Annotated in this window: 27 protein-coding genes; 18 read left to right on the top strand and 9 right to left on the bottom strand. The window is 71.2% G+C overall.

All coding sequences use genetic code 11. The features are described from left to right. Positions 1–72: 72 nt before the first annotated feature. Positions 73–510 carry a DUF3037 domain-containing protein gene (locus tag IDM40_RS23400; RefSeq protein ID WP_193124209.1) on the bottom strand — a complete coding sequence of 146 codons (438 nt, stop codon included), beginning with the start codon at positions 508–510 and terminating at the stop codon, positions 73–75. Then, complete coding sequence (locus IDM40_RS23395; protein ID WP_193124227.1) at positions 507–1,274, bottom strand: HipA family kinase; 768 nt, start codon at positions 1,272–1,274, stop codon at positions 507–509. The genes IDM40_RS23400 and IDM40_RS23395 overlap by 4 nt, the downstream gene beginning before the upstream one ends. A gap of 105 nt (positions 1,275–1,379) precedes the next feature. On the opposite strand from IDM40_RS23395, the gene IDM40_RS23390 reads away from it, so the two are divergent. Further along, on the top strand, positions 1,380–2,570 hold the full coding sequence (locus IDM40_RS23390; protein WP_193124208.1) for a hypothetical protein: 1,191 nt from the start codon (positions 1,380–1,382) through the stop codon (positions 2,568–2,570). A gap of 413 nt (positions 2,571–2,983) precedes the next feature. Here the strand turns inward: IDM40_RS23390 and IDM40_RS23385 are convergent, their stop codons facing one another. Then, positions 2,984–3,694, bottom strand: coding sequence for a hypothetical protein (locus IDM40_RS23385; protein ID WP_193124207.1), 711 nt, complete (start codon positions 3,692–3,694; stop codon positions 2,984–2,986). A gap of 155 nt (positions 3,695–3,849) precedes the next feature. Between IDM40_RS23385 and IDM40_RS23380 the strand changes: the two genes are divergently transcribed. The 5 genes from IDM40_RS23380 to IDM40_RS23360 all read left to right on the top strand — a co-directional run bounded on the left by IDM40_RS23380 (position 3,850) and on the right by IDM40_RS23360 (position 8,523). Further along, the gene (locus IDM40_RS23380; protein WP_193124206.1) at positions 3,850–4,911 is read left to right on the top strand and encodes an AAA family ATPase; all 1,062 of its coding nucleotides are present in this window, start codon (positions 3,850–3,852) and stop codon (positions 4,909–4,911) included. Positions 4,912–4,916: 5 nt separating this feature from the next. Next, on the top strand, positions 4,917–5,885 hold the full coding sequence (locus tag IDM40_RS23375; RefSeq protein ID WP_193124205.1) for a DUF58 domain-containing protein: 969 nt from the start codon (positions 4,917–4,919) through the stop codon (positions 5,883–5,885). A 43-nt stretch (positions 5,886–5,928) separates the two neighbouring features. Next, positions 5,929–6,876: a VWA domain-containing protein gene (locus tag IDM40_RS23370; protein ID WP_193124204.1), complete on the top strand. Its 948-nt coding sequence runs from the start codon at positions 5,929–5,931 to the stop codon at positions 6,874–6,876. Positions 6,877–7,015: 139 nt separating this feature from the next. Continuing rightward, complete coding sequence (locus IDM40_RS23365; protein ID WP_193124203.1) at positions 7,016–7,747, top strand: HAD family hydrolase; 732 nt, start codon at positions 7,016–7,018, stop codon at positions 7,745–7,747. Between the two features lie 32 nt (positions 7,748–7,779). Next, entirely contained in the window at positions 7,780–8,523 is a 744-nt protein-coding gene (locus tag IDM40_RS23360; protein WP_193124202.1) for an NUDIX hydrolase, read from the top strand. Between the two features lie 21 nt (positions 8,524–8,544). Here IDM40_RS23360 and IDM40_RS23355 read toward each other — a convergent pair whose 3' ends face one another. Both IDM40_RS23355 and IDM40_RS23350 read right to left on the bottom strand, forming a co-directional pair. Then, on the bottom strand, positions 8,545–9,816 hold the full coding sequence (locus tag IDM40_RS23355) for an APC family permease (protein WP_193124201.1): 1,272 nt from the start codon (positions 9,814–9,816) through the stop codon (positions 8,545–8,547). Positions 9,817–10,111: 295 nt separating this feature from the next. Next, positions 10,112–10,390, bottom strand: a complete 279-nt coding sequence (locus tag IDM40_RS23350) for a DUF1876 domain-containing protein (protein ID WP_193124200.1) — start codon at positions 10,388–10,390, stop codon at positions 10,112–10,114. A 149-nt stretch (positions 10,391–10,539) separates the two neighbouring features. Here IDM40_RS23350 and IDM40_RS23345 point away from each other — a divergent pair, with 149 nt between their 5' ends. The 9 genes from IDM40_RS23345 to IDM40_RS23305 all read left to right on the top strand — a co-directional run bounded on the left by IDM40_RS23345 (position 10,540) and on the right by IDM40_RS23305 (position 18,627). Then, positions 10,540–11,199: a class I SAM-dependent methyltransferase gene (locus tag IDM40_RS23345; RefSeq protein ID WP_193124199.1), complete on the top strand. Its 660-nt coding sequence runs from the start codon at positions 10,540–10,542 to the stop codon at positions 11,197–11,199. Positions 11,200–11,314: 115 nt separating this feature from the next. Next, complete coding sequence (locus IDM40_RS23340; protein WP_193124198.1) at positions 11,315–11,875, top strand: TrmH family RNA methyltransferase; 561 nt, start codon at positions 11,315–11,317, stop codon at positions 11,873–11,875. 242 nt (positions 11,876–12,117) lie between these two features. Continuing rightward, entirely contained in the window at positions 12,118–13,497 is a 1,380-nt protein-coding gene (locus tag IDM40_RS23335) for a hemolysin family protein (RefSeq protein WP_193124197.1), read from the top strand. Beyond that, complete coding sequence (locus IDM40_RS23330; RefSeq protein ID WP_193124196.1) at positions 13,494–14,510, top strand: hemolysin family protein; 1,017 nt, start codon at positions 13,494–13,496, stop codon at positions 14,508–14,510. Before IDM40_RS23335 ends, IDM40_RS23330 begins: the two co-directional genes overlap by 4 nt. 295 nt (positions 14,511–14,805) lie before the next feature. After that, positions 14,806–16,161 (top strand): hemolysin family protein, encoded by a 1,356-nt coding sequence (locus IDM40_RS23325; RefSeq protein WP_193124195.1) that lies wholly within the window; start codon positions 14,806–14,808, stop codon positions 16,159–16,161. After that, positions 16,158–17,180, top strand: a complete 1,023-nt coding sequence (locus IDM40_RS23320; protein WP_193124194.1) for a CNNM domain-containing protein — start codon at positions 16,158–16,160, stop codon at positions 17,178–17,180. The genes IDM40_RS23325 and IDM40_RS23320 overlap by 4 nt, the downstream gene beginning before the upstream one ends. A gap of 271 nt (positions 17,181–17,451) precedes the next feature. Continuing rightward, on the top strand, positions 17,452–17,709 hold the full coding sequence (locus IDM40_RS23315) for a helix-turn-helix domain-containing protein (RefSeq protein ID WP_193124193.1): 258 nt from the start codon (positions 17,452–17,454) through the stop codon (positions 17,707–17,709). Between the two features lie 70 nt (positions 17,710–17,779). Beyond that, the gene (locus tag IDM40_RS23310) at positions 17,780–18,160 is read left to right on the top strand and encodes a hypothetical protein (RefSeq protein ID WP_193124192.1); all 381 of its coding nucleotides are present in this window, start codon (positions 17,780–17,782) and stop codon (positions 18,158–18,160) included. A 14-nt stretch (positions 18,161–18,174) separates the two neighbouring features. Further along, positions 18,175–18,627 (top strand): hypothetical protein, encoded by a 453-nt coding sequence (locus tag IDM40_RS23305; protein WP_193124191.1) that lies wholly within the window; start codon positions 18,175–18,177, stop codon positions 18,625–18,627. Positions 18,628–18,694: 67 nt separating this feature from the next. On the opposite strand, the gene IDM40_RS23300 is transcribed toward IDM40_RS23305, so the two are convergent. The 3 genes from IDM40_RS23300 to amaB all read right to left on the bottom strand — a co-directional run bounded on the left by IDM40_RS23300 (position 18,695) and on the right by amaB (position 21,315). After that, a complete protein-coding gene (locus tag IDM40_RS23300) occupies positions 18,695–19,123 on the bottom strand; it encodes an organic hydroperoxide resistance protein (protein ID WP_193124190.1) in 429 nt (142 codons plus the stop codon). After that, positions 19,123–19,641, bottom strand: coding sequence for a MarR family winged helix-turn-helix transcriptional regulator (locus IDM40_RS23295; protein WP_193124189.1), 519 nt, complete (start codon positions 19,639–19,641; stop codon positions 19,123–19,125). The genes IDM40_RS23300 and IDM40_RS23295 overlap by 1 nt, the downstream gene beginning before the upstream one ends. Before the next feature lie 126 nt (positions 19,642–19,767). Beyond that, positions 19,768–21,315 (bottom strand): L-piperidine-6-carboxylate dehydrogenase, encoded by a 1,548-nt coding sequence (amaB, locus tag IDM40_RS23290; RefSeq protein ID WP_193124188.1) that lies wholly within the window; start codon positions 21,313–21,315, stop codon positions 19,768–19,770. 219 nt (positions 21,316–21,534) lie between these two features. On the opposite strand from amaB, the gene IDM40_RS23285 reads away from it, so the two are divergent. The 3 genes from IDM40_RS23285 (at position 21,535) to IDM40_RS23275 (ending at position 25,343) form a co-directional block, all read left to right on the top strand. Then, positions 21,535–22,587 (top strand): pyroglutamyl peptidase, encoded by a 1,053-nt coding sequence (locus tag IDM40_RS23285; protein ID WP_193124187.1) that lies wholly within the window; start codon positions 21,535–21,537, stop codon positions 22,585–22,587. A gap of 134 nt (positions 22,588–22,721) precedes the next feature. Then, positions 22,722–24,266, top strand: coding sequence for a polysaccharide deacetylase family protein (locus IDM40_RS23280; RefSeq protein WP_193124186.1), 1,545 nt, complete (start codon positions 22,722–22,724; stop codon positions 24,264–24,266). Positions 24,267–24,503: 237 nt separating this feature from the next. After that, entirely contained in the window at positions 24,504–25,343 is an 840-nt protein-coding gene (locus IDM40_RS23275; RefSeq protein ID WP_193124185.1) for a polysaccharide deacetylase family protein, read from the top strand. Positions 25,344–25,402: 59 nt separating this feature from the next. Here IDM40_RS23275 and IDM40_RS23270 read toward each other — a convergent pair whose 3' ends face one another. Next, entirely contained in the window at positions 25,403–26,815 is a 1,413-nt protein-coding gene (locus IDM40_RS23270) for an aldehyde dehydrogenase family protein (protein ID WP_193124184.1), read from the bottom strand. Positions 26,816–26,817: the final 2 nt, after the last annotated feature.

Raw genomic sequence — 26,817 nt, 5'->3', positions numbered from 1 at the left:
GTCCTCGACACCACCCCGGACACACCAGTGGCGGCGGGCACCACGCACCCGCCGCCACACACCACCGGAACCTCAGCGCACCAGACGCTCCAACAACCGCTCCACCTCGGCCTCAGGGTCCTCGGTCAACCCCCCGTGGATCGGCCCGGGCTGCACGATCGTGCTCCGCGGCGCCGTCAACCACCGGAACCGCTGCCCCGGACGCTCACGCCCGGCCGAACCGGCCTCGGCACCACCCCTGCACATCGCCGCCACCGACTCCAGAGCCCGGCGCACACCCTCGACATCCACGTGCGGCGCCAGAGCCCGCAACCGGTCCTCGTCCAGCGACCACCGGGCCGCCAGGAACCCCTGCTCCTGCGCGTACAGGATCACCCCGGCGTTGACACACTCGCCCCGCTCCAAGCACGGCACCACACGCAACAGGGCGTACTCGAACACCACACGGTCGCGCTGCTCACCGACCCGTCCGGTCGTCACCGCGTCGCTGTACCTCTGCACCTGGTTCACTGCGCCACCTCCGGCAGCCAACGGCGGTCGGCGACCCGCGCCAACAGGTGCCGCACGTAGGCCTCACGCACCTCGTCGGCCGAGGCGAACCCCGGCTCGTCCACCAACCACTCGTCGGGCACCATCGCGACCACACCGCGCAGCGCCTCCTCGGTGACCAGCGGGGCCAGCGCCGTGTCGGCGGCCTTCAGGTCCGGTGAAGAACCGATGAGCACGTGGTCCTCGGCGTCGTAGGGTCGGCTGACGAACCGGTCGGCGTTGGCCCAGCTGTGGTGGAAGATCAACGTCGCACCGTGGTCGATCAGGTACGGCTTCCCGTGCCAGACCAGCATGTTCGGGTTGCGCCACGAACGGTCCACGTTTCCGGTCAGGGCGTCGAACCACAGGATGCGCCCGGCCAGATCGGGACCGACGTCGAAACTCAGCGGGTCGAACCCGAGCGCCCCGGGCAGGAAGTCCATGCCCAGGTTGAGCCCGCCGCTCGACCTGAGCAGCTCCTGGACCTCCTGATCGGGCTCGCTTCGTGCGATGACGGCGTCGAACTCCACCTCCGCCAGTTCGGGCACCGGCAACCCCAGCACCCGGCCCAGCTCACCGGTGACGACCTCGGCCACGAGCGTCTTGCGCCCCTGGCCGGCGCCGATGAACTTGACCACGTAGGTCCCGAGGTCGTCGGCCTCCACCAACCCCGGGAGCGATCCTCCTTCGCGCAGCGGCAACACGTACCGCGTGGCGATCACCTTTTTCAGCACGCCGACCAGCATAGGCACCCACGGCACACCGCCCGCCCGGCATGCCCGCCCCGGTGGTTCTGTCACACCTGCGCCCTAGGGTCGTGGCGCACACGCACCGAGATGGAAAAGACCCCCATGGCGACCCTCCACCCGATCCTGTTCCCCCAGAGCCTCGACGTCGCCGGCCTCGGCCTGACCGGTGGCCACACCTGGAAGCACCTCGCAGTGCGCACGGCCCCCGACGGAGGGCGCTACACCCTCTCCGACGTGGGCCCCGACCTCACCCACGCCGGTGTCAGCCACAACGACCGCGGGGCCGTCACCGAACAGGTCCTCACCCGTTACTCGCCGGACGGCCGGCCGTCGGCCCAGACCCTGGTGCGCGGCTCACACGAGTGGTCCGTGGCCGACGCCCTGAGCGTGCTGCCCGACGGCAGACCACTGCTTTCCACACGCGACAACCGGGCCCGGGTCCTGGAGCCCGGGCTCGACACCGCCGAGCCGGTGTGCGCACCGGGAACCGACCGGTGGGCCCACCGCACCCGCACCACACCGTCCGGCCGCGTCCTGTGCCTGCTCGGCGACAACGTCGTGGCGGTCTCGCAGGAACCGGTCGGGACGGAACTCCCCGAGCTCACCGCGGTCACCGCCCTGCGGCGTGAGCGACCCGCCTTGCGTGGCCCGCGGTACTACCCTCCGAGCGACGGCTCCGGTGAGGGCGAGCCACGCACCGAACTGGCCGAACAGATCACCGGCCGCTACGGCACAGGGTTCCGTGTGCCCCGGCCCGAGAGCGTCCGTGATGTGGTCCCGATCGACGACTCCACGTTCGTGGTCCTCATGCTCGGGTGGTTCAAGCACGCGGCACAGCGCGGGGGCGACTTCCTGTTCGGCCTGGTGGACTCCGAAGGCACACTCCTGGGACACCTCGATCTCGACACCCACCGGGATTCGCCGTGCCGTGGGGTGCGCTACGACGTGGTGACCGACCACCGCCGCGACCGCATCGTGCACCTGAACACTTTCGGCCTGTACACGTTCGACCTCTCCGGGAACAGGACCTGTCAGCTCTCCACCGAGGACCGGCGCTTCGCCCCGCTCAAGCACTTCCGCCTGCACGACATCGACGGGAACGGCGGCCTGGTCCTGGTGCACGAGAAACAGCACCTCGTACTCACCGTCCCACTCCCGGACGACGTGTCGGACCTGCCCGACGCGGTGACCGATGCGCTGGCGCATTTCCGCCGGGCACGTCACCGGCTCAAGAAGGAGTACGCGCCGACGGACTGGAACTGGACGACGTCCGAGGTTCCACTGAATGCGTGAACAGCGCGAGGAACGATCGGCCGATCACAGGGCACCGCTCCCCCGGCGCTGGGCCACAGGGCCCGCAACGAGACCTTGAACGCGTTCTAGCCACACAGGCCACAGCCGCCCCGACCGGCTCGGGGCGGCTGTGGCGGAGCCATGAGTAAGGGTGTGCGGCGTAGCCGCACACGAATTTTTTCAAGGCTTTTCAGAGAAAAGCCGGGGCGCCTTTACGTTGTAGATCTATCATGATCATGTCGAGCCGGCGCAAAAAATTTGAGGCAGGGGAGGTCGCTCCCGCAAAGCGATGGGGCCTGCTCGCCCCTACCCCGAAAAAGCCCCTCTGACCAGCGACGACACACTCCCCTGCCCTGTACCGGGTCAGGCCGAAGGCGCCCCGATCCCCTGCCCGGGTAGCCCAGAATCCACCATCAGAGGTTGTCCTCGGGCTGCTCGCCCCAGCCCTCACCGCCCTCTTCACCGGTCGTGGGCGCGGGGACCTCCTCGTCGCCCTCCTCGGACTCCTCCCCCTCCCCCGGTGAAGGGCTCGGCTCATCCTCGGGCGGGCCGGACTCCATGTCGGGGCTGCCGTCCATCGACATGTCCGGCTGGGGGAACTGCAGCATCCACCAGTACAGGAGCGTGATCACCAACAGCAGGAACAGCAACAACAGGGCCAGGGCCAGGATCAGCCCCCAGTTGCCCGGCCCGGCGGCGGCGCTGCTCCCCCGCCGGCCGTCCCAGGCCGTCCACCGCACCGCACCCGCACGCTCTCCGGCCCAGTGCGGCATCACCACGGGACCCGCGGCCACGACCGGACCACCCTGACCTGCCTTGCGCAGGTACTCGCCGGCCCCCTGGCCCTCCTCGTCGTGGGCGACCGCCACCCACAGCGGCGCGCGCCCGCGTGTGCGGGCCGAGAGCACGTCCTCTCCCCCGCCGACGGCCTCGACGAAACGCTGCTTCGACCCCGGGTCGATGCCCGCACCCGCGTTCAGCACGGCCACATCGACCGGCGCGCCGGTGTTGTCGCGTCCCAGGTAGACCACCCCGAGCGAGGAGGTGTCCAGCCGGCCCTCCAGGCGGTAACCGCCCAGCTGGGTCGGGTCGGTCTCGGTCAGGCCCGATGCGGGACCGGCCATCTCGTGCCCCCTCTCGCGCTCACCCGCCCGCTGTGGTCCCGGCGTTGTCTACCCGACGGCCGCTGCGCCGAAAGGGTAGTGTCGCCACAGGTGGGTGATCCACACCCTATTCGCGTCCCCATGCCAACGGGGTACCCATGTCGGGAAGGCGGAACATGGCAGACACCGGCAACGGCTCCGCTCCCTCCCCGGGTGCTGAGAGCACACCGGGAGAGCCGACCAGACTGCTGCGGGCGGCGTTGCACGAAGTCTCGACGGTCATCGTGGGCCAGGAGTCCATGGTGGAACGGTCCTTGATCGCCCTCGTCGCCCAGGGCCACTGTCTCATCGAAGGGGTTCCGGGCATCGCCAAGACGTTGGCCGTGTCGACCCTGGCCAAGGTCACCGGCGGGTCCTTCGCCCGGGTGCAGTTCACCCCGGACCTGGTGCCCTCCGACATCGTGGGCACCCGCATCTACCACCCCTCCACCGAGCGCTTCGACGTCGAGCTGGGGCCGGTCTTCGCCAACTTCGTGCTGGCGGACGAGATCAACCGCGCCCCCGCCAAGGTGCAGTCGGCGCTGCTGGAGGTCATGGCCGAACGCCAGGTCTCCCTGGGCGGGACCACCTACCCGCTGCCCGCGCCCTTCATCGTCATCGCCACCCAGAACCCGGTGGAGTCCGAGGGTGTGTACCCGCTGCCCGAGGCGCAGCGCGACCGCTTCCTCATGAAGGTCGACGTGGGCCACCCCAAGGCGCACGAGGAGATGGAGATCCTGCGGCGGATGTCGGCAACGCCGCCCACGGCCCACCAGATCCTGGACCCGGTCACCCTCGGCGAGCTCCAGGCCGACGCCCAGAGGGTGCACGTGCACCAGCTCATCTCCGACTACGTGGTGCGCCTGGTCATGGCCACACGCGAGCCGGAGAACTACCAGATGCCGGACCTGCGCCAGGTGCTGGAGGTGGGCGCCAGCCCGCGCGCCAGCCTGGGGCTGGTGGCCGCCGCCCGCGCGCTGGCCCTGCTGCGCGGGCGCGACTACGTCCTGCCCGACGACGTACGCACACTGGCGCGCGACGTGATCGCCCACCGCCTCGTGCTGACCTTCGACGCCCTGGCCGACGGCATCACCGCCGGGCAGGTCGTCGAGCGCATCCTGTCGACCGTGATGGCACCGCGGGTGATCTGGGACGAACCACCCAGCGGGGAGAGCGCCTCCTTCGCCCCCTCGAGGTGAGCGGCGTGAGACCACCCGCGATCGGCACCGACCCCCGACTGCGTGCGGCGCTGCGCCGCCTGGACCTGAAGATCGTGCACCGGTTGGACGGCCTGCTGCACGGCGAGCACCTGGGCTTGCGACTGGGGCCGGGCTCGGAGGCGGCCGAGGCGCGCCTGTACCAGCCCGGTGAGGACGACGTCCGCCACATGGACTGGGCGGTCACCGCACGCACCGACGCCCCGCACGTGCGCGACCTGGTCGCCGACCGCGAGCTCGAGAGCTGGACCCTGCTGGACCTGTCTCCGAGCATGGACTTCGGTACACAGACCCGGACCAAGCGCGAGGTGGCGGTGGGGGCCATGGTGGCGGCCAACCTGCTGACCCAGCGTGTGGGAGACCGGTTCGGGGCGCACTTCCTGCACCAGGGCGCGATCCGGCGCTGGCCGGCCCGGTCGGGCAAGGAGGCGCTGCTGTCGCTGCTGGCGACGGTGGCGGCCGCACCCACCGGGGACGTGGACGATCCCGACCCGCGCCGGGCGACCCTGGCCGACGCCCTCGACGATCTGGCCCGCACGCGGCGGCGCCGCGGGCTGCGTGTGGTCGTCTCCGATTTCCTGGACACCCCGGCCTTCGGGGGTGAGGCGACGTGGGAGCGCCCGTTGCGGCAGTTGTCCACGCGCCACCAGGTGCTGGTCGTGGAGGTGCTGGACCCGCGCGAGCTCGATCTGCCCGAGGTGGGGGACGTACCGCTGCGGGATCCGCGTACGGGGCGGGTGCGCGATGTGCGCCTGACCCGTGCGGTGCGTGCCAAGTACCGGGAAGCGGCCGCGGCCCAGCGCGAGGCGGTGCGCGGGGCACTGCGGCGTTCGGGCGTGCACCATCTTCCGCTGCGCACCGACCGGGACTGGGTCCTGGACTTCGCGCGTTTTGTCATCCACCAGCGGCGCACCGCCCACCACCTGGCCCGCCACACTCCGGGGGCTCCACGGTGACCGGGACGAGGACGAGCCGAACGAGGCACGGGGGGCTCAGGCCATGACCTTTCTGGAACCCCAGCGGCTGTGGTTGCTGCTGCTCGTGGTCGCGGTGGTGGCCGCCTACGTGGTGGTCCAGCGCCGACGGCGCCAGTACACGGTGCGCTTCACCAACCTGGAACTGCTCGACCAGGTGGTTCCGTACCGCCCGGACGTGCGCCGGCACGTGCCTCCGGCGCTGTTCGCCGCGGCGCTCGGTGTGCTGGTGGCGGCGGTGGCCCAGCCGGCGATGCCGGTGGAGCAGCCGCGCGAACGCGCCACGATCATGGTGGCGGTGGACGTGTCGCTGTCGATGGCGGCCAACGACATCGAACCGGATCGGCTGGCGGCGGCCAAGGAGTCTGCGCAGGGGTTCGTGGAGACGCTGCCGGACCGGTTCAACGTGGGGTTGGTGTCCTTCTCCTCGACCGCGACCGTGGTCTCCTCCCCCACCCATGACCACCAGGCGGTGATCTCCTCGATCGAGAACCTGCGGCTGGGACCGGGCACGGCCATCGGCGAAGGGGTGTTCGCGTCGATGGAGGCGATCCGCGGCTTCGACGAGGAGTCGGCCGAGGATCCCCCGCCGTCGGCGATCGTGCTGCTCTCGGACGGGGAGAACACCAGCGGCCGCGACATCTCGCAGGCCTCGGCGGTGGCGGCCGAGGAGGAGGTCCCGGTCTCCACGATCGCCTTCGGTTCGGGGGCGGCGATGATCGAGATCGACGGGTACCAGGTGCCGGCCGACATCGACAAGGATGCCCTGCAGGGGCTGGCCGACGACACCGGGGGCCACTTCTACGAGGCCGAGAGCGAGGAGGAGCTCGACCAGGTCTACGAGGACATCGGGTCCTCGCTCGGGACCGAGGTCGTGCACGAGGAGATCGTCACACGGTTCGTGGTGGTCGCGATCCTGTTGTTCCTGGGTACGGCTGTGGCCTCATTGCTGTGGTTCCAGCGGATGCCGTGAGCCGACCGCGGTGCGGAGCCCTGCGCCGACGGGCCGTACAGTGACCTTGGGCACATCCCTTTCGGTGGGGTTTACACCTTTTCCGTCTGATCAACGGGTTAGCGTTGGGTTGTTTGTCCTGCCCATCCATAGAGGAACGATGCCGAACAATCCCGCAACCCCGACCGCGATCTGCTTCGATCTGGACGACACTCTCATCGACGACGCAGGCGCGTCCTCGGCGGGTCTGCGCGCGGTCATGGAGCGGCTCGGCCACCCCGACTTCGGTGCAGCACGCAGCCTGTGGGACGTCCAGACCGAGATCTCCTTCAGCGCCTACCTGCGCGGGGAACTGAGCCTGGACCAGCAGCGCCGCGAACGCATCCGGGCCCTGGCCGTACAGGCCGGGCACTCGGAGATCTCCGACCACCACTGCGACGAGCTCTACCGTCTCTACCTGGAGACCCACCAGAGCTCCTGGCAGGTCTTCGCCGACGCGCACCCCGCCCTGCAGGCCCTGGGCTCGGCCGGGTTCCGCCTGGCCGTGGTCACCAACGGCCCCGAGCAGATGCAGCACCCCAAGCTCCAGAGCATGGAACTGGCCGGGTACTTCCACACCGTGGTGTGCGCCGACACCGCCGGCGCCGGCAAGCCCGAGCCCCGCATCTTCGAGGCCGCCGCCCAGCGCCTGGGCGTGGACCCCGCCGACTGCTGGCACGTGGGCGACCAGATCCAGGCCGACGCCGTGGGCGCCGTGGCCTCGGGCATGCGACCGGTCGTCATCGACCGCCACCGCCGCCCCGGCAACGAGGGCCTGACCACCATCGGTTCGCTCGACGAACTGCTCACCATGGCCGGCGTCTCGGGCCCGGCCCCCGTGGGGACCCTGTGAGGCCCGACCCCCGGGAGGGGACGACGCGGCGCGTGACCGCGCACCTGATCACCGCGGGCGCGCACGGGCCCGAGCTCCGCGGAGAGCGTGTGCTGTTCGGCCAGGACCCGGCCGTGCTGCTGCGCGAGAGCAACGGTCTGGCGCCCGAGGCACCGCTGACCGCCGTGGACGTGATCACCGAACTGGTGCCGCGTCCCGGCGGTCGGCGTCTGCACATCGACCGGGTGGTCTTCGCCGAGCCCGCACACCGCCACAGCTGGGCACAGCTGGCCGGCTCCGCGGCCCTGGCCCCCGGCCCCGCCGACCTGGAGGCCGAGGAGGAGATCACGGGCGAGGAGGCCGAACGACCGCGCCTGCGCCGGTTCGCCTCCTACGGCATCGTCACCGACGCGGCCGGGCGCATCATGCTCAGCCGGATCTCCGAGGGGTTCCCGGGCGCCGGAACCTGGCACCTGCCCGGCGGCGGGGTCGACGACGGCGAGGACTCCCGTTCCGCCCTGCGCCGCGAGGTGCTGGAGGAGACCGGCCAGCACGGCGTGGTCGGCGAGCTCATCACCGTGACCAGCCACCGCAGGGCCGTGCAGAGCGGCACCGACATCTACTCCGTCTGGGTGTTCTCGCACGTGTTCGTGCCCGAGCCCGGGCCGGCACAGGTGTTGGAGAGCGGTGGTTCGACGTGCGAGTGCGGCTGGTTCACGCCCGAGGAGCTCTCGGATCTGCGCCTGTCCACCACCGCGCGCCGCGGGCTGGAGTTCCTGGTCGGCCACCGCCCCTGAAACCCGGGGCGCGGTCGCCCCTCAGCCCGGGCGGTGGGACATGCGGTCGCGCACCCACCACAGCCCGGCGCCCGCGCCCAGGACCAGCACACCCAGCCCGATCACGGGCAGGGGAAGGCTGCACACGAGCACCACACAGCCGACGAGCCCGCCCAGGGGAGCCACCAGGGGCGGGCGGTTCTCGTCCGGGCCCAGGCGCAGCGCCGAGGCGTTGGTGATCGTGTAGTAGACCAGCACGCCGAAGGCGGAGAAGGCGATGGCCGATGTCAGGTCGCCGAACAGGATCAGCACGATGACCACGGCGCCCACCGCGGTCTCGGCACGGTGGGGCACCCCGGAGCGCTCGTGCACGATGCCGAGCCTGCGGGGCAGGTGCCCGTCCGAGGCCATGGCGGCGGTCGTGCGCGAGATCCCCAGCAGCAGCGAGAGCAGCGCACCCAGGCTGGCCACGGCCGCGCCGGCGACCATCACCGGCACCAGCGCGGGCTGGCCGGAGACCAGTACGGCGTCGACCAGCGGCGCCTCGCTGGTGATGAGGCGTTCGCGCCCCAGGACGATGAGCAGCCCCGTGCCCACGACCATGTAGACCACCAGCACGGTGGCCAGCGACAGGTTGATCGCACGGGGGATGGTGGTGCGGGGTTCGCGCACCTCGGCGCCCAGGGTCGCCACACGGGCGTACCCGGCGAAGGCGAAGAAGATGAGCGCGGCCGAACCCAGGAGCCCGAAGGAACCGGGCCAGGGACCCAGCCCGTCGACCTCGGCCACCGCGGCCAGGCGCCCGCTCATGAGCATGGCGACCACGGACACCGCCAGCACGCCCAGCACCAGCAGCACCAGGACCTTGACCACGAACGTGGAACGTCTGATGCCGCGGAAGTTGAGTGCGACCATCACCACGACAGCGGCCACGGCGGCGGGTCTCTCCCAGCCGGGCAGCGCGTAGTGCGCGAAGGTCAGGGCCATGGCGGCGCAGGAGGCGATCTTGCCCACCACGAACGCCCATCCGGCCAGGAAGCCCCACAGTTCGCCCAGGCGCTCGGTCCCGTACACGTAGGCGCCGCCCCACTCGGGGTGGCGCGCGGCCAGCCGTGCCGAGGAGACGGCGTTGCAGTAGGCGACGAACCCGGCGATGGCGATGGCCACCGGGAGCCAGGCGCCCGCGCCGACGGCGGCGGGCGCGAACACCGAGAACACCCCGGCACCGAGCATCGCGCCCGCACCGATGGCGGCGGCGTCGATGGTGCCCAGGCTCCGGTGCGGTCTGGCCTGCGGTCCGGAAGAGGTGGTCAACGGGGTCTCCTTGTGTGGTCAACCCCGGTGTGCGTCCGGGGCGGCACCGGGCCCTCGCCCTCACCGGCCGGGCCGGTCAGGGTCTGTGCGGTGCCTCGTGCCCGTGGATGGGAGTGACGGGTCCGTCCTCCGAGTGTGCCCGATGCCGGTGACCGGAGGATGCGGCCACCGCACCGTGGCGGTCCCGTTCGGCCGGGCCGGGCGGGACCGGTGCAGGTCGCGGGCGCGATCGGAGGGTGCCCCGCCCAGGCCTGCGGCGGGGCACCCTCCGGTGCGGTGTGCGGGTCCGAGGCGCTCAGGTGGGGCGCCAGGGGTTACCGGTGTTGTCGTTGATGTCCTCGGCCGCGACCTGCCGGAGTTGGCGTGACAGGTCCGACAGGGCGCGTGAGACGGCCAGTTCCTCGCCGATCTCGGGGACGTCGCCGTCGTACGGGTGCTTGCGTGCCATCCCGTGCCCGCGCAGTGCGGTGCCGTCGTCGGCGATGAGGCCGACCTCGGCCCAAGTGCGTGCGTTGTCGCCCTCGTTCTCCTCGGCGACGACCACGTCGACGTCCCAGCGCTTCATCGTCTGCATGGCATCGGTCCCCTCCCGCGTTGCGGACTTCTCCTACATCCATCTTCCTCCGGATCGTGGACATTCCACCGTTGTTGGCGGTTCGTTTCCGCACCGCTGTGAGGTTTTTGCAGGGGTGGGCCGCTTCCCGGGCCTGGTAGCGTCACGGCGTGGCCCAGCACTACTTCGACCCCGACCCCGACAGCACCAGCCGGCCCTCGACCGCCGACCTGGTTCTGCCCGATGTGCACCTGCGTCTGCACACCGACCGCGGGGTCTTCTCCCCCGACAAGGTCGATCTGGGCACCCGCGTGCTGTTGGAGAGCGTGCCGGCCCCGCCCGAGCACGGGCGCCTGCTCGACCTGGGCTGCGGTTACGGTCCCATTGCCCTGACCATGGCCTCCCGGGCCCCGAAGGCCACCGTCCTCGGAGTGGACGTCAACGCCCGCGCGGTCGCACTGGCCCGGCGCAACGCAGCGGAGCTCGGGCTCGGTGCCCGTTTCGCCGTCGTGGCACCCGAGGCCGGGCTCGCCGTCGAGCAGGGGCCGCTGCCCGAGGCGGTTGCCGGACCCGCCGCGGAGGACCTGCAGGGCCCCTTCGACGCCCTCTGGTCCAACCCGCCCATCCGCGTGGGCAAGGCCGTGCTGCACGGGATGCTGCGCACCTGGCTGGGCCGGCTGTCCACGGAGGGCACCGCACACCTGGTCGTCCAGCGCCACCTGGGCGCGGACTCCCTGCACAAGTGGCTCACCGGCCAGGGGTGGCACGTCGAGCGCACCGCCTCGCGGGCGGGCTTCCGTGTCCTGGCTGTCCGCCACAGCCCGTCCTGACCGGTCCCGCCCGATGTGTCCGGCATCATACGTGCACGTCAGGCGCCCGGCCGGTAATCTGTTCCGCACACTTTCGTCGCCGGTCCCTCCGGCTACCCGAACCATCGAGGAAGCGTTGAGCTCGCAGTTGCGCCCCACGGACGTCAAACGCCTGAACCGCCAGTGGCGCAGGCGCACCGAGGGGCGACTCGCCCTTCTGGTCGAGTCCGTCACCCAGCCCTACAACCTGGGCTCCATCCTGCGTACCTGCGCCACCCTGGGCGTGGACCACCTCTGGCTGAGCGGCAACAGCGCTGACCCCGAGGACCCCAAGGTCGGCAAGACCGCGCTCGGAACCGCCGCCAAGGTCGAGCACACCCGCCTGTCCACCACGGGGCAGGCCATCGAGGCCGCGCGCGCCGACGGCTACAAGGTCGTGGCCCTGGAGCTGGCCAAGAACGCCGTACCCCTGCACGCGGCCCCGCTCGAGGGCGACGTGTGCCTGGCGGTGGGCGCCGAGGACCACGGCTGCTCCCCCGCCCTGTTGTCGGGGGCCGACGCCATCACCTACATTCCGCAGATCGGCCGGGTCGGATCGCTCAACGTGGCCGTGGCCACCGCGATCGCCCTCGCCGAGATCCGCCGCCGCGAGTGGGCCGGCTTCGGCGACGAGGCCGACGCCCCCGTCGGCGCCTGAGCCGGGCGCGGGAACTTTCCGCCCGCCCCCGACGTCATTGACTTCACCTGGACCACTCCAGTCACACACCCAACGCGCGACAGCGCAGAGAGAGGAACAGTGGACCCGTCCCGAAGTACCGGCAGCATCCCCGCGGGATGCTGCGACCCAGACTCCGACGAACCCCCTTCTTGGAAGGGTGCGTACCGTTCGCCTGACCCCGTCCGACCCGGGGTCCTCCCCCGCATGGCGGTGCGTGCCCGATGATGAGCACCGTCCTCGGTATCGCCTTCGGCGCCCTGGTGGTCTTCCTGATCACCGTCCTGACCGGCTACTTCGTCGCTCAGGAGTTCGGATACGTGGCCGTGGACCGCTCGCGCGTCCGCGCCCGCGCCACGGCCGGTGACCACGGCGCCCAACGGGTACTGGGCATCACCAACCGCACCTCCTTCATGCTCTCCGGTGCCCAGCTGGGCATCACCGTCACCACCCTGCTGGTCGGTTACGTGGCCGAACCGCTGATCGGTGACGGTCTGGCAGAGCTCCTCGGCCTGGCCGGGGTCCCCACCGGCACCGGTCTGGCGATCGGTATCGCCCTGGCCATGCTGTTCTCCACCGTCGTGCAGATGGTCTTCGGCGAGCTCTTCGCCAAGAACCTGGCCATCGCCCGGCCCGAACCGGTCGCGCGCTGGCTGTCGCTGTCCACGCAGATCTACCTGAAGATCTTCGGGCCCGTCATCTGGCTGTTCGACCAGGCCTCGATCCGCCTGCTCAAGCTGGTGGGCATCACACCGGTCGAGGACGTCCAGCACGCGGCGACCCCGCGCGACCTGGAGAGCATCATCGCCGAGTCCCGCCAGAGCGGCGACCTTCCCGCGGAGCTGTCCACCCTGCTGGACCGCACGCTGGACTTCCACGAGCGCACCGCCGGGCACGCCATGATCCCGCGCCCGGAGGTCACCACGGTCGAGGACGGCGAACCCGTCAGCCGCGTCGTGGAGCTCATGGCCTCCGACCACTCGCGTTTCCCGGTCCTGGGCGAGGGCGTCGACGACATCGTGGGCGTGATCTGCCTGCGCGACGTCCTGGCCCTGGGTGAACGCGACCTGTCGGGCGTCGAGGTCAGGGAGGTGGCCCGCGAGACCGTCATGGTCCCGGCCTCGCTCCCGCTTCCCTCGGTCCTGGCGCACCTGCGCGAGGCCGGCGACGAGTTCGCGTGTGTCGTGGACGAGTACGGCGGCCTGGCCGGGGTCGTGACCACCGAGGACCTGGCCGAGGAACTGGTCGGGGAGATCGCCGACGAGCACACCCCGGAGGAGGAGTCCCCCGCGTCCTTGGACGGGGAGGGCAGCTACCTCATCCCCGGGGCGCTGCACATCGACGAGGTCGAGCGCCTCATCGGGCACGACCTGCCCGGGGGCGACTACGAGACCGTCGGCGGGCTGGTCATCCACGAGCTGCACCGCCTGCCCCACCCGGGTGACAGCGTCGACCTGGCGCTGCCGCGTCCGGCCAGTGCCCACGACGGCGACCCGGACATGGCTCTGACGATGGTGGTCAACACCGTCCAGCGCCACGTGCCCCACACGGTGGAACTGCGGTTGCACGAGATCGAGAGCGGCTCCCAGGAGGTGCGCACGTGAGTGACATGAATCTGTGGTTGGCGATGGCGCTGACCGTCGTGTTCATCGCGTTGAGCGGCTTCTTCGTGGCGATCGAGTTCGCCCTGGTCGCGGCCCGCCGTTACCGGTTGGAGCAGGCCGCGCACACCAGCGCCTCGGCCCGGGCGGCGCTCAAGAGCGCCCGGGACCTGTCGCTGCTGCTGGCCGGGTCCCAGCTCGGCATCACCCTGGCCACGCTGGCCCTGGGTGCGGTCTCCAAGCCGGCCTTCCACCAGATGCTGGAACCGCTCTTCGGCTCGCTGCCGGGTGCGGTCGGGTACGTGCTCTCGTTCACGTTCTCGCTGATCATCGTGACGTTCCTGCACCTGGTCGTGGGTGAGATGGCGCCCAAGTCCTGGGCGATCTCGCACCCGGAGAAGTCGGCGACGCTGCTGGCGATCCCGATGCGGGCCTTCATGTGGGTGACCCGTCCGGCCCTGCTGATGCTCAACGGCATGGCCAACTGGGTGCTGCACCGGTTCGGGGTCCAGGCGGTCGACGAGCTCTCCAGCGGCCACAACCCGGAGGACGTGCGCGAGCTGGTGGACCATTCGGCAAAGGCCGGTGCGTTGGACCCGGAACGCCGCGACCAGCTGGCCACGGCGCTGGAGGTCAACTCCCGCCCGCTGGACGAGACGCTCACCCCGCGCGAGGAGATCGCGTGGGTGCACCCCGACGACGACGTGGAGCGCATCAAACAGGTCTCCCGCGAGTCCACCCACCTGCGCCTGGTGGTGGCCGAACCGGACGAGGACGTCCCGGTGGGGGTCCTGCACGTGCGCGAGGCGCTGACGAGCCCGGCCGGCACCACGGCCGCGGACCTGATGCGCCCGGTGCTGACGCTGCCGGCGTCCACGCCGATGTACGCGGCGATGGGCATCATGCGCGACAGCCGCAGCCACCTGTCGTTGGTGGAGCGGGAGGGCGAACTGATCGGCCTGGTCACCCTCCAGGACATCCTCGACCGCCTGCTGCTGTTGGAGACGGCGGCCTGAGGTAGGAGCACCGCCGTTCCGGTCAGGGGCGCAGGGAGCCCGCGGGTTCCCTGCGCCCCTCGTGTCGTTCCGGGGGGGTGCTTCGTCACCGAAGGAGGGAGAACGCGCCACTGGTCCCCTCCGGCGCGTTGCGTTGGTCCCGGTCACCGGGTCCTGTTGCGCGGGCGGGCGCACGCGGGGCGGGCGTAGCGTTTCGACGCACGATCCCCCCGTCCACGAAGGAGTCCCCCGTGCAGGCCGCATCCCCCAGGGGCCGGAAGGTCCCGACACCGCCAGGTGAGGCGGTGGCCGCCCGATGAGCGCCGCCGCGGACATCGCACTGGGCGTGCTGGTGATCGTCGTGGTCACCGCGGGCACCGGCTACTTCGTCGCCCAGCAGTTCTGTTACACCGCCGTGGACCGCTCCCGGGTCCGGGCCGGTTCCGCCCGCGGGGACCGTGCCATGACCCGGGTCGCCCGTATCACCGAACGCACCTCCTTCACCCTCTCCGGCGCCCAGTTGGGCATCACCGTCACCACCCTGGTCGTGGGTTTCGCCGCCGAGCCCCTGCTCGGCTCGGGGCTGGGCCGGGCCCTGGGCGCGGCGGGCCTGCCCGAGGGTGCGGGCCCGGCCGTCGGCGCGGCCCTGGCGCTGTCCTTCTCCACGGTGGTGCAGATGGTCTTCGGCGAGCTGCTGCCCAAGAACCTGGCCATCGCCCGCCCGGAACCGGTCGCGCGGGCCCTGTCGTGGTCGGCCCGCCTGTACCTGGTGCTGTTCGGGTGGCTGGTGCGGCTCTTCGACCGTGCGGCGGGGCTGTTGCTACGGCTGGTGGGCGTCGAACACCGGGAGGACGTGGACAGCTCGGCCACGCCCGACGACCTGTCGCACATCCTGGCCGAGTCGCGCCGCAGCGGTGACCTGTCGCCGCAGCTGTACACCCAGCTCACGCGGGCCCTGGAGTTCCACGAACGCACCGCCGAGCACGCCATGACCCCGCGCGCGGCCGTGCACACGGTGGGGGCCGGCGAGCCCCTGGAACGGGTCGTGGCGCACATGGCCAGGGCGCGGTCGCGCTTCCCGGTCCTGCGGGAGGGCGACGTGGCCGGGGTGGTGTGCCTGCGCGACGTGCTCGCGGTCCCCGATCCCGGGAGCACCCGTGCCGAGGAGATCGCCCGGCCCGCGGTGCTGGTTCCGGCCTCCCTGGAACTGCCCGAGGTCCTGGCGCACCTGCGCGGGCCCGGCGAGGAGTTCGCCTGCGTGCTCGACGAGTACGGCGGGCTGGCCGGGGTGCTGACCCTGGAGGACCTGGCCGAGGAGTTGGTCGGGGAGATCGCCGACGAGTTCACCCCCGAACCGGTCACCGCCGCTCCCCTGGTCCGGCCCGGGTTCCACGGCGCCTACCGGGTGCCCGGTTCCCTGCACATCGACGAGGCCGAGCGGCTGCTCGGGCAGGCCCTGCCGCCGGGGCGCCACGAGACGGTCGGAGGGTTGGCCGTCCAACACCTGCACCGGCTCCCCCGCGCCGGCGACCAGGTGCGTCTGGAACTGGAGGGGACCGGGGACGGCCCGCCGGCGGAGTTGGTGCTGGTGGTCGAGACGGTGGAGCACCACGTCCCGGGGACCGTCGAGCTGCTGCTGCGCCGCGGCGACCGTGCGGAGGTGGGCGCGTGAGCGGGATGAACGTGTGGGTCGCCCTGGCCCTGACCGTGCTGTTCGTGGCGTTGAGCGGGGTCTTCGTGGCCGCGCAGTTCTCCCTGGTGGCCGCACGCCGGAACCGGTTGGCGCGGCACCCGGGGGTGGGCGCCCGGGCGGGGGTGCGGGCCCTGGACGAGCTGTCGCTGATGGTGGCCGCCGCCCAGCTGGGCATCACCCTGTGCACCCTGGCGTTGGGCGCGGTCTCCAAACCCGCGGTGCACCACACCCTGGAACCGCTGCTCGGGACCGCACTGCCCCCGGTGGCGGCCTCCGCGGCGGCCTTCACCCTGGCTTTGGTACTGGTGACGTTCGTGCACCTGGTGGTGGGCGAGATGGCACCCAAGTCCTGGGCGATCTCGGCCCCGGAACGTTCGGTGCGGTGGCTGGCGCTGCCGATGCGGGCCTTCCTGTGGTGCACGCGCCCGCTGCTGGTGGCCCTGGAGGCGCTGTCCCTGTGGTGTCTGCGGCGCGTGGGCGTCGACCTCTCCCACCCCGCGGGCGCCGGGGTGGGCCCCGAGGCGGTGCGGGAGTTGGCCGACCACTCGGTGGCCGCCGGGGTGTTGGAGGCCGGGCGCCGCGACCGCCTGGCCTCGACACTGGAGGTCAACGCGCTGCCGCTGAGCGAGGCGGCCGAACCGGTGGAGCGCATCGCCTCGGTGGGCCCGCAGGCACGGGTGGACGAGATCGTGCGGGTGTGCCGGGAGAGCACCCACCTGCGGCTGGTGGTCATGGAGTCCGGCCGGGTCCTGGGCAAGGTGCACGTGCGCCAGGTTCTGGGCCGGGACGCGAGCACCACGGCCCGTGAGGTGATGCGTCCGGTGCTGTCCCTGCAGGAGTGGACCCCGGTGTCGGCGGCTGTCGGCGTGATGCGGGAGAGCCGCAGCCACCTGTGCCTGGTGCGCGGCGCCGACGGGTCCCTGACCGGGTTGGTGACCCTGGGAGGGGTTCTGGACCGGCTGTGGTCCGGCGGAAGGACCGGCCCCGCCGACAGCTGAGCGTCACCATGCACGGCATTGCACCCCTCGCCGAAAGTTCTCTTTTCTGACATCGTTCGCGGTGTCAGAAAATTTTTTTGCGGACATCCCGGAGCCCGGTGGGGCAGACTCGGATTCGAGCCCTGCAGAAGCTCGCAGAGCCTGAAGAAGTGTCCGAGCCCGTGCCACTGCACGCACCAAGGTCCCGACCGCGACAAAGAACGCCGGTTGCACGGGCATGCAGAAGCGAAGAGGCCTGTACACCCTTCCCGTCGATTGTTAGGTTTTCCGCATGGCCAGGCCGCCAGAAATCCGCATCGTCGACCAGCCGAAACTCCTGGTCAGCGTGCGTAAAGCTGCGGAGGTCCTGGATGTTTCGGAGCGCGTCGTATACGAGCTGTGCTACAACCAGGAACTCGAATCGGTGAAAATCGGACCGAAGAAATGGATCCGGCGCATCACCTGTGAATCGTTGAACCGCTACGTGGAGGAGGCCAGGAAAGAAACACGGAGAACTACCGAGAGAGCGACCCCCGACCGAAGGGGATAGAAGAATGCGTTCCATCATGTCCGCCCCGAGTGGAACCCGATCCCCCGCAAATCGGAACCGGGGAACCGCAGTGGCAATCGAAACTGCACCCCGTGGCCCCCAGAGGGCGATCACTTGCACCCACAATGTCGCCGATCTCCTCGAACGGGAGCCGGGACTGTGGCCGTGCCTGACCGCCTGTGTGGTCGACGTCGACGGGTTGGCCGCCGTGCACTACGCGGCCGGCGCGGGCAGCCGGGGAGCATCGGAGCTCTTCGGACCCGACGGGGTGCTGGCCCGCTGGCGCTCGGTGCTCGAGGAGGAGCGCGAGACCCACCGGGAGCGCCCCGACGAGCGCCTGGTGACCGTCACCGGCACCTACGGGGGCATGCCGATCACCGTGCTGCTGACGGTGGCGGGCGCACCGCACGAACCCGACCACGAGACCGACCCCGACCCGGTCGGCGAATGAGGAGGAGGACAGCGATGAGTTCCACGCCCTGCCTGTCCTACCCCGACGCGAACTCCACGCCCTGGCCGCTGAACCACCACGCCTACATCCACGTGTGCGTGCGGCGCCTGGCCAAGGAGCTCGTGCACCCGCCCCGCCTGTACCTGCCCGAGTGCCATGTCCAGCGGCACGACGTGCGCAGCGCCCTTGTCAGGGTGCCGCGCGCGCAGTCCGAACGGGGGCTGCTGCTGTGCTGGGACGAGCAGCGCGGGTGGGGCCGCATCAGCCCGAACGGACGACGCCCGCTGGCCCTGGGCGCCGAACCGGTCCTGGACCCCGACACCTTCGCCCTGGCGGTGGCCTCGTTGCTCCAGGAACCCTCCACCGCCACCGTGGTGGTCGTCGACCGCTCCAGGCCCGCCTCGCATCCGGTCGACCCCGGGTTCGAGCGCGCGCTGGCCGCCTACCGCCGAGGTGAAGGGGCCTGAGCGCGGCACACACGAAGGGCCGGACACGCGCAGTGCGTGCCCGGCCCGACGGTCGTGCGGGTGACGCCTAGCCGGCCTTGGCCGTCAGGTTCACCTCGATGTTGCCGCGCGTGGCGCGCGAGTAGGGGCAGACCTGGTGGGCGGTCTCCACCAGCTTCTCGGCGGTGGCCTGGTCGACACCGGCGATGGTGACGGTCAGGTCCACGGCGATGTCCAGCCCTTCCTCGGACTTGCCGAGGCCGACCTGGGCGTCGACGGTGGACTCGCCGATCTCTGTCTTGGACTCGCGGGCGACCTTGCGCAGGGCGCCGTGGAAGCAGGCGCCGTAGCCCACGGCGAAGAGCTGCTCGGGGTTGGTGCCCGGGCCGTCGTCGCCGCCCACGCCGGCCGGCACGGACAGGTCGACCTCGAGGCGGCCGTCGTTCGTCTTGCCGTGGCCCTTGCGGCCTTCGCCGGTGACGGTGGCGTCTGCGGTGTACAGGGTCTGGCGTGCCATTACTGCCTCTCTCGGCCCTCGGCGGGGCCTGGATCGGGTGTGTTCGTGTCCTGTGCGGGCCGGGCTCGTTCGTCCCGGCCCTCCACCGCGCGGGTGACCGCGTCGAGGCTCTCGCGCAGGGCGCGGGCCCGTTCGGTGGACAGTTCCGTGGCGCACAGCAGGGAGTCGGGGATGCTGTGCGCGCGCTCGCGCAGTCGGGCCCCGTCCTCGGTGGGGGCGACCCTGACGATGCGTTCGTCCTCGTCGGCGCGCTCGCGGGTGATCAGCCCGGCGCCCTGCAGGCGGCGCAGCAGGGGCGAGAGCGTGCCGGAGTCCAGGTGCAGGGCGCTGCCGAGCTCCTTGACGGTGAGCGGGCCGCGTTCCCAGAGCACGAGCATGACCAGGTACTGGGGGTAGGTCAGCCCCAGATCCTCCAGGAGCTCCCGGTAGAACCCGGTCAGGGCCCGGGAGGCGGTGTAGAGGGAGAAGCACAGCTGGTTGTCCAGGGCCAGCCGGTCCGCTCCGGCCTCGTGTGCCACGGCTTCCCCCTCTCTCTCGTCCTTCCCTCACGCTAACAAGGTTGGTTGCGCACAACAAGGTTGTGGGCAACTATTTCGGCCCGAGGGATCCCCGTCCCATACAGAGAGGGGACCCCGGCCGGGGCCTCAGAGGAAACGCACCCCCTGGGCCAACGGGAGTTCACCCCCGTAGTTGACCGTGTTGGTGGCCCGGCGCATGTAGGCCTTCCAGGCGTCCGAGCCCGACTCGCGGCCGCCGCCGGTGTCCTTCTCGCCCCCGAAGGCACCGCCGATCTCGGCGCCCGAGGTCCCGATGTTGACGTTGACGATGCCGCAGTCCGAGCCCGAGGCCGCCAGGAAACGCTCCGCCTCGGCCTGGTCCTGGGTGAAGACGGCCGAGGACAGGCCCTGGGGCACGTCGTTGTGCAGCCGCACCGCTTCCTCGAAGGTGCGGTAGGTCAGCACGTACAGGATCGGCGCGAAGGTCTCCCGGCGCACGGTGTCGGTCTGCTCGGGCATGCGCACCACGGCCGGCTCGACGTAGTAGGCGTCGGGCGCCTCCTTCTCCAGGCACCGTGCGCCGCCGGCCAGGACCTGCCCGCCCTCGGCCTCGGCCTGTTCCAGGGCCGCGCGCATCGCCGTGTGGGCGCGCTCGGCCACCAGCGGACCCACCAGAGTCTCCTCCTGGTACGGATCGCCGATGCGCTCGCGCAGCTGGCCGTAGGCGCCCACGACGCCCTCCACCACCCGGTCGACCACGTCCTCGTGCACGATGAGCCGGCGCAGGCTGGTGCAGCGCTGCCCGGCCGTGCCCGCGGCGGCGAACACACTGCCGCGCACGACCAGGTCCAGGTCGGCCGAGGGGGCCACGACGGCCGCGTTGTTGCCGCCCAGCTCCAGCAGGTACCGGCCCATCCGGGCGGCGACCCTCGGCGCCACGGTGCGGCCCATGGCGGTCGATCCGGTCGCCGACAGCAGGGCCACCCGCTCGTCCTCCACCAGGGCCTCGCCGACCTGCGCCTCACCCAGCACCAGGCGGTGCACGTCGGCCGGGGCGCCCACGTCCTCGGCGGCCCGGCGCAGCAGGCTGTGGCAGCCCAGCGCCGTCAGCGGGGTCAGCTCGGAGGGCTTCCACACCACCGTGTTGCCGCACACCAGCGCCACACAGGTGTTCCAGGACCACACGGCCACGGGGAAGTTGAACGCCGTGATCACACCGACCACACCCAGCGGGTGCCAGGTCTCCATGAGCCGGTGGCCGGGGCGCTCCGAGGGCATGGTGCGCCCGTACAGCTGCCGGGACAGCCCCAGGGCGAACTCGCAGATGTCGATCATCTCCTGGACCTCGCCCAGGGCCTCGGAGCGGATCTTGCCGACCTCGATGGTGACCAGCTCGGCCAGGTCGGCCTTGTGCTCGCGCAGCAGTTCACCGAAGCGGCGCACGAGCTGTCCGCGCTCGGGGGCGGGGGTCTCACGCCAGGTGGAGGCGAAGGTCTCCTGGGCGGCGCCCACGGCACGCCCGGCGGACTGGGGGGTGTCGTACTCGACGGGAAACAGGTACTGCCCGGTGATGGGGGTGCGCGCCATACCGGCCGCCCCGACCGGTTCGGGCAGCCGGGCCAGGCCGCAGCGCTCCAGGGCGGTGCGCGCCCGCTGCGCCAGGACCTCGGTCTCGGGGAGGGCAGCAGTGCTCATGTGTTTCTCTCTCCGTTGAGAGGGACGGTGGACACTCCACACCCTGCCAAGTCCGGGCCCGCCGGTCCAGACCCGGCCGCGGCCGTACGTGAGGATCCCCTCTCCCCCGCCAGGGCCCGGATCCGGGCGCACGCGCAGGACCCGGCGACGTTAGGCTGTGCTGTCGGACCGGCGCCCCGACCGCCCCCGATTCCGACCCCGACACCAGTCTGCGACCCCGTGCACCACGACACCACGCCCGAAGAGGCCCGCGTCGACCTCCCCGAGCCCCGTCGGCTCCTGGCCCGCTCCGGTTTCGGTGCGGCCGAACCCCTGTTCACCGCCGACCTCAAGGATGCCGAGGACCTGGCCCAGGCGCGTGAGGTGGTGGCCGCACACGGCTCGCGCCTGTGGACCGAGGCCACCCGCACCGGCCTGGACGAGCTCGACGACCGGCCCCTGTACTGGGCGCGCCTGGCGCTGGCCGCCCGGCTGCGTACCTGGCGCCCCTCCTTCGCCCTGGACCCGGCCGGCCGCGCCGACCTCATGCGGGTGCTGGAGGTGGAGTCGCGCGGGATCACCGACCTGGACTTCCCGCCCGGCGAGCGGTGGGTGCGTGTGGTGGTGACCGGGTTCGACCCGTTCCGCCTGGACGAGGACCCCTCCTGCTCCAACCCCTCCGGCGCCGCGGCCCTGGACCTGAACGGGTGGACCTTCCCCGTGGGCCGGCGCACCGCCGTGGTGCGCGCGGCGATCTTCCCCGTGCGCTGGGCCGACTTCGACGACGGGCTCGTGGAACAGGCCCTGGCCGAGCAGCACGAGCGCGCCGAGGCGGTGCTCACCCTCAGCCGCGGTCGCAGCGGCCGATTCGACCTGGAAGTGTGGAACGGGGCCCACCGCGGTGGCGGCGCCGACAACCTGGGGGTGCGGCGCAGCGGAACCATCCCGGTACCCGGCGGCGGCCCGCAGTGGACCCGCACGTCGCTGCCGACCGAGCAGATGGCCCGGGCGGCGGCCGGTCCGGTCCCGGTCCGGGTCAACACGCACGTGGTCGAGGGCGACCCGCAGGTGGAGCGCCACGACGGCCCCACGCCGGGTTCGGTAGCGGTGCGCGGCAGCGGCGGCGACTACCTGTCCAACGAGATCGCCTACCGCAACACCCTGCTGCGCGACCGTTCGGAGCGCGGCCTGCCGTCCGGGCACGTGCACCTGCCCAAGGAACAGGGGGCCGAGATCCTTGAGCAGACACGCGCGTTGGTCGCCGCCGCCGCCGAATCGGCCCTGCCCGAGTGAGGTCATCCGCGTCCGTAGCCCCGGGGGACACGTCCTGACACATCCGGAACTTCTGGGGCAATGATCGACCCAGAGTAGTTAACCGACTGCGGTGCGTCTCTATTTGTGCGGGGCCGCTCCGTTATGGTCCCCCCGTGGCTGACACCTCACTGCGCAGAACGTTGTCCGTTACCGCCGCCGCCGGACTGCTCCTGATCCCTGCCTGCCAGGCGACCGAGGAGCCCGCAGCACCCGCGGAAGCGATCCGCACCCCGCTGGACGCCTTCGAGGGGGTCGCGGTCGAATCGACGACCGTCGAGGCCGGTCACAGCACCGTGGGTACCAGCTACCCGCGTGTGGCCGCCTCGCACCCGCTGATGATGGAAGTGCGCACCCGCATGGCCGAGCGCCAGACCGAGTTCCTGGAAGGGCTGCCGGACCAGGGCGGCTCCGAACTGCAGCAGGACGCGACGTTCCTGGCCGTCTCATCCCAGGTGGTGGGCGCCCGGATCACCGCCGCGGTCTCCTCGGGCGTGCAGGACGAAGACGAGAACCAGACCCTGTGGTACGACGCCTCCTCCGACGAGGTCCTGCCCTGGACCTCCCTGTTCGCCGACGAGGCTGCGCTGGAACGGGCCCATCTGTCCGCGGCCGCCGCGCTGCAGGAAGAGTACGGCATGACCGCCCAGCAGCTGCCCGGGGTGCTCGGTGAGGTCGCCTCCCGCGCCGACGAGGCACAGGAGACCGAGGAGGCCGCGGCCGACGGTGAGAACCAGGAGGCGGCCGCCCCGGAGGACTCGCTCGACCTGTCCGACCCCGAGCAGGCCGCCGAGGCCGCCGAGGACTGGGCCGGTTCCCCGTTGGAGGACCTGGCCTTCAGTACGGCCGGGGGCATGGCGGTCGACATGGCCCCCGGGGAGGTGCCCGAGGCCTCGGGCGGCCAGGCGGTCGTGCTTCCGGTCAAGGCCGAGGCCACCGAGGGTGTGCTGTCCGAGCTGGGCCTGGCCGCACGCGATGCCGCCCTGAACAACGAGTCCGGCCCCGGGGAGTTCCCGCTGGACGGATCCACCGACGAGCAGGGGGTCAGCATGGACTGCGCGCGGCTGAAGTGCGTGGCCCTGACCTTCGACGACGGTCCCGGTGAGCACACCGACCGGCTCATGGACATCCTGGACGAGTACGACGCCCGGGCCACCTTCTACGTGCTGGGCCAGCTGGTGGCCGAGCACCCCGAGGCCCTCGAACGCATGGCCGACGAGGGCCACGAACTGGGCAACCACACGTGGAAGCACGACGACCTGGCCGAGCTGTCGGCCGAGGAGGTGCGCCAGGACATCGCGCGCACCAACGACGCGATCAGCGAGATCACCGGGTCGGATCCGCCCACGATCCGCCCGCCCTACGGGTCGGTCAACGACACCGTCAGCGGGGCGGTCGACCAGCCGATCATCCTGTGGGACGTGGACACCCAGGACTGGCAGAGCCGGGACTCGCACAAGGTGGCCGACCACGCCCTGACCCACACCGACACCGGCAGCGTGGTCCTGTTCCACGACATCCACGGCAAGTCGGTCGACGCCGTCCCGGACGTCCTGGACGGCCTGCACGAAGAGGGTTACCACTTCGTGACCATCACCGACCTGTTCGGTTTGGGTGGCATGGGGTCGGGTGACGTGCTCACCGACGCCCGGATGGGCTGACCCGGAAGGCAGGACCCCGACCGCCGGCGCCCGCGATCCGCCCGGGATCGCGGGCGCCGGCGTGTGTGCGGAAAAGGTTGAGCCGGTTCCGTGTCGTCCATGCCACCAGCAGAACGTGAGCGGGCCCACCCCACGCAGGTCACCCCATCATTTACAGTGCATGCTGTGAACGTTACGCGATCGATACCAAAGTTCGGGTTTGCTGCAACTTCCACCCTCCTGCTCTCCGGAGGGCTGTTGCTGGCCGGACCCGGTAGTGCCGCCGCCGACACCCAGCACCAGTACCAGGAGCCGGAGCCCGACTGCTCCGTCGAGCAGTGCGTCGCGCTGACCTTCGACGACGGTCCGGACGAGTACACCGACGAGCTCCTGGACACCCTGAACGCACACGGGGCGGCCGCCACCTTCTACCTGCTCGGGTCCAAGGTCGAGGACCACGCCGCCACGGTCGAGCGCATGGCCCAGGAGGGCCACGAGGTCGGCAACCACACCTGGGACCACCCCGAACTGCCCACGCTCTCCACCGAGGAGATCGCGGAGCAGATCGAGCGCACCGACGAGGCCATCGCCGAGGTCACCGGCGAGGTTCCCGAGACCATGCGCCCGCCCTACGGCGAACTCGACGAGACCGTGCGCCAGACCGTGGACCACCCCATGCTCCTGTGGGACGTGGACACCCTCGACTGGCAGAGCCTGGACCCCGAAGCGGTGACCGACGTGGCCGTGGAGGAGACCGCCCAGGGCAGCGTCGTGCTCTTCCACGACGTGCACGAGAGCACCGTCGAGGCCATCCCGTACGTGCTCAAGGAGCTCGACAAGCAGGGCTTCACCTTCGTGACCGTCGACCAGCTCTTCGACGGCCAGGAGCTGGAGTCGGGCGCGACCTACAACCACGCCCGGCCCGACGGCGGGCCCGAGTACGGCGACGGCACCGAGCTGGAGAACACGCCCCAGCCCGGTGACGGCAGTGAACTGCAGGACACGCCCCAGCCCGGCGACGTCGACGGGTCCACGCCCGAGCCCGACAGCGGGGACGACGGGCAGTCCGAACCCGGGAACGACCCCTGGTTCCAGTGAGGCGAGGGCCTGTTCGGTGACACCGGGCAACCGGGTGTTCGCCAAGCAGGCCCTGGACCTCAGAGCATGCGCCGCAGCACCTTCTCCTTGAAGGAGTCGATGGGCGCGTAGGCCACCCGCATGGTGTCCATGGCAAGCGACTTGTCCAGCACCGACTTCACGTGCGAGAAGGTGTCGATCGAGGCGCTGGAGTGGTACGCGCCCATACCGCTCTCCCCGACCCCGCCGAAGGGCAGGTCCGGCACGGCCAGGTGCGCGATGGGCAGCCCGAAGGCGAGCCCGCCCGAGGAGGTCTCGGCGGTCAGGCGGCGCTTGGTCTCGGCCGAGTCGGTGAAGGCGTACAGGGCCAGGGGCTTGTCGCGCTCGTTGACGAACCGGATCGCCGCGTCCAGGTCGGGCACGCTGATCACCGGCAGGACCGGGCCGAAGATCTCCTCGGCCATCACGGGGGTGTCGGGTTCGACGCCGCCGAGCACGGTCGGGGCGATGTAGAGGTCCTCGCGGTCGGTCTGCCCGCCGGCCGTGACGGTTCCGCTCTCCAGCAGGGCGTTGAGGCGCTCGAAGTGGCGCTCGTTGACGATGCGCCCGAAGTCGGGGCTCTTCTGCGGATCCTCACCGAACATCTCGGTGATCGCGGCGGCCAGCTCCTGCTGGAGCTTCTGGGCGGTGTCGCCCACGGCCAGCACGTAGTCGGGGGCCACACAGGTCTGGCCGGCGTTGGTGTACTTGCCCCAGGCCAGGCGCCGGGCGGTGGTGGCCAGGTCCACCCCGGGTTCGACGATGGCGGGGCTCTTGCCGCCCAGCTCCAGCGTCACGGGGGTCAGGTGCTTGACCGCCGCGGACATGACGATGCGCGCCACCGCGCTGTTGCCGGTGTAGAAGATGTGGTCGAAGTGCTCCTCGAGCAGGGCGGTGCTCTCGGGGATACCGCCCTCGACCACGGCCACCGCCTCGGTGTCCAGGTAACGCGGCAGGAGCTCGGCCAGCGCACCGGAAGTGGCCGGGGACAGTTCGCTGGGCTTGAGCACGGCGGCGTTGCCGGCCGCCAGCGCGCCGACCAGGGGCGCCAGGGACAGGTTCACCGGGTAGTTCCACGGCGCGATGATGAGCACGGTGCCCAGCGGTTCGCGCACCGTGCGGGCCTTGGCGGGGGCCAGGGCCATGGGCACGCCCACACGCTTGGGGCGCAGCCAACCGGACAGGTGGCGCAGCGTGTGGTCGATCTCGTTGATCACAAAACCGATCTCGGTGGTGTGCGCCTCGACCGGGCTCTTGCCCAGGTCCTCCTCGAGCGCGCGCTCGAGCACGGGGCGCTGCTCCACGAGCAGGCTCCGGAGCTGGCGCAGCTGGGCGCGGCGCCACCCCAGGGGTTTGGTGTGCCCGGAGGCGAAGGCCGAACGCAGGCGGGCCACGGTCGGCGGGATGTCGGTGGTCAGCGTCAGGGGTTCGCCGGGGGTTTCGGTTCGCGTCATGG

This window comes from Nocardiopsis coralli (assembly GCF_014892575.1).
In the GTDB taxonomy this organism is placed as follows: Bacteria; Actinomycetota; Actinomycetes; order Streptosporangiales; family Streptosporangiaceae; genus Nocardiopsis; species Nocardiopsis coralli.
Note: the sequence above shows the minus strand (reverse complement) of the source record. Positions and strands in the feature narration are given on the sequence as shown.

What these genes read in the sequence shown, in the direction of transcription:
- IDM40_RS23395 (WP_193124227.1), bottom strand. Translation starts at nt 1,274, where the DNA reads ATGCTGGTCGGCGTGCTGAAAAAGGTGATCGCCACGCGGTACGTGTTG.
- IDM40_RS23390 (WP_193124208.1), top strand. Translation starts at nt 1,380, where the DNA reads ATGGCGACCCTCCACCCGATCCTGTTCCCCCAGAGCCTCGACGTCGCC.
- IDM40_RS23385 (WP_193124207.1), bottom strand. Translation starts at nt 3,694, where the DNA reads ATGGCCGGTCCCGCATCGGGCCTGACCGAGACCGACCCGACCCAGCTG.
- IDM40_RS23380 (WP_193124206.1), top strand. Translation starts at nt 3,850, where the DNA reads ATGGCAGACACCGGCAACGGCTCCGCTCCCTCCCCGGGTGCTGAGAGC.
- IDM40_RS23370 (WP_193124204.1), top strand. Translation starts at nt 5,929, where the DNA reads ATGACCTTTCTGGAACCCCAGCGGCTGTGGTTGCTGCTGCTCGTGGTC.
- IDM40_RS23365 (WP_193124203.1), top strand. Translation starts at nt 7,016, where the DNA reads ATGCCGAACAATCCCGCAACCCCGACCGCGATCTGCTTCGATCTGGAC.
- IDM40_RS23350 (WP_193124200.1), bottom strand. Translation starts at nt 10,390, where the DNA reads ATGCAGACGATGAAGCGCTGGGACGTCGACGTGGTCGTCGCCGAGGAG.
- IDM40_RS23335 (WP_193124197.1), top strand. Translation starts at nt 12,118, where the DNA reads ATGATGAGCACCGTCCTCGGTATCGCCTTCGGCGCCCTGGTGGTCTTC.
- IDM40_RS23325 (WP_193124195.1), top strand. Translation starts at nt 14,806, where the DNA reads ATGAGCGCCGCCGCGGACATCGCACTGGGCGTGCTGGTGATCGTCGTG.
- IDM40_RS23315 (WP_193124193.1), top strand. Translation starts at nt 17,452, where the DNA reads ATGGCCAGGCCGCCAGAAATCCGCATCGTCGACCAGCCGAAACTCCTG.
- IDM40_RS23305 (WP_193124191.1), top strand. Translation starts at nt 18,175, where the DNA reads ATGAGTTCCACGCCCTGCCTGTCCTACCCCGACGCGAACTCCACGCCC.
- IDM40_RS23300 (WP_193124190.1), bottom strand. Translation starts at nt 19,123, where the DNA reads ATGGCACGCCAGACCCTGTACACCGCAGACGCCACCGTCACCGGCGAA.
- amaB (WP_193124188.1), bottom strand. Translation starts at nt 21,315, where the DNA reads ATGAGCACTGCTGCCCTCCCCGAGACCGAGGTCCTGGCGCAGCGGGCG.
- IDM40_RS23270 (WP_193124184.1), bottom strand. Translation starts at nt 26,815, where the DNA reads ATGACGCGAACCGAAACCCCCGGCGAACCCCTGACGCTGACCACCGAC.